Source organism: Nonomuraea turcica (assembly GCF_030718205.1).
GTDB lineage: Bacteria > Actinomycetota > Actinomycetes > Streptosporangiales > Streptosporangiaceae > Nonomuraea.
Genome location: NZ_JAUZQF010000069.1, coordinates 1 through 4039 on the forward strand (window position 1 = coordinate 1; position 4039 = coordinate 4039).

At 64.5% G+C, this 4039-nt stretch carries 4 protein-coding genes; 2 read left to right on the forward strand and 2 right to left on the reverse strand.

What is annotated here, in order from left to right:
* Positions 1-220: 220 nt before the first annotated feature.
* Both Q9G87_RS60130 and Q9G87_RS60135 read right to left on the reverse strand, forming a co-directional pair.
* On the reverse strand, positions 221-373 hold the full coding sequence (locus Q9G87_RS60130; protein ID WP_305925657.1) for a hypothetical protein: 153 nt from the start codon (positions 371-373) through the stop codon (positions 221-223).
* An 18-nt stretch (positions 374-391) separates the two neighbouring features.
* Positions 392-922 carry an ATP-binding protein gene (locus Q9G87_RS60135; protein ID WP_305925658.1) on the reverse strand — a complete coding sequence of 177 codons (531 nt, stop codon included), beginning with the start codon at positions 920-922 and terminating at the stop codon, positions 392-394.
* Positions 923-1171: 249 nt separating this feature from the next.
* On the opposite strand from Q9G87_RS60135, the gene Q9G87_RS60140 reads away from it, so the two are divergent.
* Together Q9G87_RS60140 and Q9G87_RS60145 are read left to right on the forward strand one after the other, a co-directional pair.
* Positions 1172-2761, forward strand: coding sequence for a hypothetical protein (locus Q9G87_RS60140; RefSeq protein ID WP_305925659.1), 1590 nt, complete (start codon positions 1172-1174; stop codon positions 2759-2761).
* On the forward strand, positions 2758-3975 hold the full coding sequence (locus tag Q9G87_RS60145) for an AAA family ATPase (RefSeq protein ID WP_305925660.1): 1218 nt from the start codon (positions 2758-2760) through the stop codon (positions 3973-3975). Before Q9G87_RS60140 ends, Q9G87_RS60145 begins: the two co-directional genes overlap by 4 nt.
* Positions 3976-4039 lie beyond the last annotated feature (64 nt).

A 4039-nucleotide genomic window follows, 5' to 3' on the forward strand; every position in this document is an offset into this window, starting at 1 on the left:
CTGCTTCCCACCCTCCCCGGCGTCTCCCGGATCAGGCTGCGCCCAGCTCCCACCGAACTGCTGCGACAGCCCGGCGAGGAGGTCTCACACCTCCTTCGATTTCCAGCGCCTCACGGCGCACCGCGACCTCGTGTCGCACAACTCAAGGGATATTTCTCATCCCGTACCTCCATTGGGCGCCGGCAGGTTCAAGGCTGCCCGGGACGATGAGCACGCATGATCAGCTCCGCGGCGTCGTGGCGAAGCTGGTGCTGGGGCCGACGGGGGTAGAGACCTTGGTCAGCAGGCTGCGGTCGTTGTACTCCAGGGTGTGGCCGCCCACCCTGGTAGGGCGGCCCTCCCCGACGAACGCTTGATTCGCGTCAGGGTACAAGCGGCCAGGGAAGCGGATCTATCGAATATCCGCCTGGCGAACCGCGGCCAGCGGGGTCAGCAAGGTGTGGATCATCGCCCAGACCTTGTGGCCCACCTGGTCGTCGCCTTCGTACCCGACCTGGTCAGCGATCGCGGTGACAATGGAGAGTCCTCGGCCATGGCGGGCGCTGTTCCGCCGGGACAGGCCGAAGCGGGGGACGCCTCCCCAGCCGCAATCGTAGACCGCGACGGTGAGGGCGGTGGTCGTACGCCCGAGTTCGACGATGAACGTACCGTTTGGGCTGCCACTACTTGTGTGCTTCAGGGCGTTGGTGGCGAGCTCGGCGACAATGAGCTCGGCGTCGTTCTGGCAGGGGGAGTCGGCCAGGAGGTAGCGGGCGAAGTGGCGAGCATGGGGTATCTGGTCAGGGATGCCGGCGAACGTGCGCCGCCATATCAGTCCGCCAGGGTGCAGGTCGATCATCGCGTCGATGAGTTCGCGCTGAACGGAGCAAGGTTCGCGTTGTCTGGGGACGCACACGACGGCGGGCGTGGTGGTGTCGAGCATGAGGATTCCTCCGTGGACGTGTGACAACGGGGATGCGGCCTGTGGTGGTCCGCCATATGTACGGTGCCGTGAAACGCCTTCCGTGTGGATCTCCATCTCGCGTTCGATCATCGCCCCGCTCGTTATAGGCGCTGACCTGGGAGAATCTGCCTCTGTCCCGCGTTGACCTCCCTATAGCCGCGATCAGAGTGATCAGAGCGTCATGACAGATATACAATGCGTACGCAATCCCAGGTGACAGGGGGGTGCGTGATGTCGGGCGAGGGCCGCCGAGTGCTGCTGTGGGCTCGCTCCTGGAGCAAGCAGTTGCGTGCCAAGGGCTTCACATGGGATCAGATCGCCACTGTTCTCGAGCTCACTCATGCGGCCAGCCCGTTACGGCTTTTCCGGCTGGCGCACGGCCGCACTGCCTCCGATGTGGTGGCCATGGTGAACGACGCCGACCCTGCGGGCACAGCCTCATTGCGAGAGGCGCGGCTTTACGATTTCGAGGCCTGGCCGGAGACCGGTCGTCGGCCGCCTGCACGTCTCCTGGTCATGCTGGCGGAGATTTACCAGACCGCTGCTCGGAGCCTGATCAGCGATGAGGTCTTCGGGTCGTATCGCAGCGCCGACCGTGAGCTGATCGACAGAGCAGACTTCCGAGATCGGGACGCCAACCGGCCTCCATCCCTGAAGACGGCAAGCCGTGTCACCATAGAGGCGAGCGCAGCAGTCGCACCCGCTGACAGGTCGCTCCCGGACGCTCCGGCGTGTGTGCACCTGCTGCGCGCCATCGGCGCCGAGGAGACCGACGTGAAGCGACGCGAGCTGCTCTTCGAACTGGCCCTGGTGCTCGGCGGCGCCCGGGCACTGGACCTTCTGCGCGTTCTGACCCCGGATGAGGAAGAACGCCTGGCCGGGGTCCTGCGCAGCACATGGCGAGTGGATGAGGCGACTGCGCGCACGTTTGAGAAGCTCACTTTGCGCGCACGCCAAGCCGATGACGAGCATGGGCCGGCGGCGCTACTGCCGGTGGTGAACGGACAGCGGACAGCGCTCACGCAGGTCCTCTCCCGAGAGTCGATGCCCCCAGCGCTGCACGATCGGATGCTGGCCGCGTATGCGCAGATGTCACAGCTGGCCGGATATCTTGCCTACGACCTCCTCGACTACGGGGCAGCCGAGCACGCCATGCACGATGGACTGCGGGCGGCGCTCGAGCTAGGCGATCCCACCTTGGTCAGCTACCTCCATTGCTGGTTGGGTGCCATGGCCGTCTATCAACAGCGACCCGCCACCGCTCTGGACCATGCCTTCGCCGCGCAGAGCTGGACCACCCGTTCTCCAAGCAGATTGTTGCGGGCCATGAGCGACTCGGTGCTGTCCAAGGCACATGCTGCCGCAGGGGAAGCGGTGAGGTCCGCCCGCGCGCATCACACTGCAGTGTCCTTTGCCGATACATCGAAGGACAGCGAGCCGGCGTTCCTGTACTGGATCTCGCCTTCGGTGGTGGAGTGCAGGGCAGCCTCGGCGCTGGTCCAGCTAGGACAGGCAGGACCCGCCGTCACGGCGGCTCAGCAATGCTTGGCCGGGCTCACCCCGCAGTTCAAGATGGATCGCGGGTTTGCGCTTGTCTCGTATGCCAGCGCATTGACTCTCGCCAAGGAGATCCCCGAGGCCGCCGCCAGACTTACGGAGGCCGCTGGCATAGCGTCACAACACAGTTCGGCTCGGCTGACCGATCAGCTCCTTCGAGCACGAGCCCGTCTCGAGCCATGGGCGGGTAACGCACATGTACAGCAGCTCGACGACACCCTGCAAGCTTGCGGTTTTAGAGGAGCAGCACGAAGCGAATGACGATGATCGCGCGTAGCCTTGTTGCCGCTGGCGAAGTCGAGCGTGATGTGGAGCAGGTGAGCACCGTGGCAGATCATCGGTTGTTCTCTCTGGAGGTGGAGAACTTCCGCAGCCTGCGGCAGGTCACTCTTCCGCTCGGCCCCGTCAACGTGCTCGTTGGACCGAACGGCGCGGGCAAGACGAATGTGCTGGAAGTGTTCCGGTTTCTGGCCGACATCGTGCGTACGGATCTCGTCCCGGCGATGGACGAGCGCGGTGGATTCGAGCGTCTTGTCTTCCACGGCGGCACCATACCGGCGGCGTATATCCGCATCGGAATCAAGGGATCGTGGTCGGCCGAGCCGGGAGACCGGCAGGAGGAATACGACCTGCGGATCATCGGGACCCCGTTCGCCAGGGAAGAGATCTTTCGATCCGGCACGGAACGGCATCGGCTACGGACGATCACGGTGCGGGGCAAGTCGGCGACCACCCGTGCCACGGATCCTTCCGACACTTCAAAGCCGCATACCGGAAAGTCCGAAGACACTGAGATCGGCATCCAGGCACTGAGCAGCGGGCTGTCCACGCTGCCCAGACTCAGTGACGAGAGGTTCGGGCCGATCACGGCACAGGTCTCCGGGCTGCTTGGCAGTTTTCGGATCTTCGAAGTGGATGTTCACGCGGCGGCCCGACCCACTCGGGCGCCGCTCAGGCTCGGTGAGGGCATCGCAAGTGACGCCTCCAACCTGTCGACCTTTCTCCTCTGGCTGAGTGCCAACGAGCCAGACCTGTGGCAGCAACTGCAGGACGATGCGGCCGAGGTGCTGCCCCAGTTGAAGGCCATCGAATTCGACCACGTCGGGTCCACTGTTCTGGGAATGCTGCGGGAGCGGGGATTGCGCGAGCCGACGCCGCTGCCGGATGCCTCCTATGGAACTATCCGGCTATTGGGGCTGCTCGCCATGCTGCACGACCCGCACCCGCCCGCGTTGACCTGCGTCGAGGAGATCGATCATGGGCTGCATCCGCAGGCGTTGGAACTGCTGGTCGAGCGGGTGCGGGAGGCAGGTGAGAAGACGCAGTTCATCATCGCCGCTCACTCGCCGGCTCTTGCCGATCGACTCAAGCCGGAGGAACTCATCGTGTGCGAGCGCAGCGATGACGGCTCATCACTGAGCCCATTCCACCGTGACGCTGCAGGTCACGGGTCCGTTGCAGATCATCATCCTTGATCCGCAACGCAGATAGCCCCTGGTAGAAGGGTTGTCGACCAAGATCAACCTTCACCACCAGGGG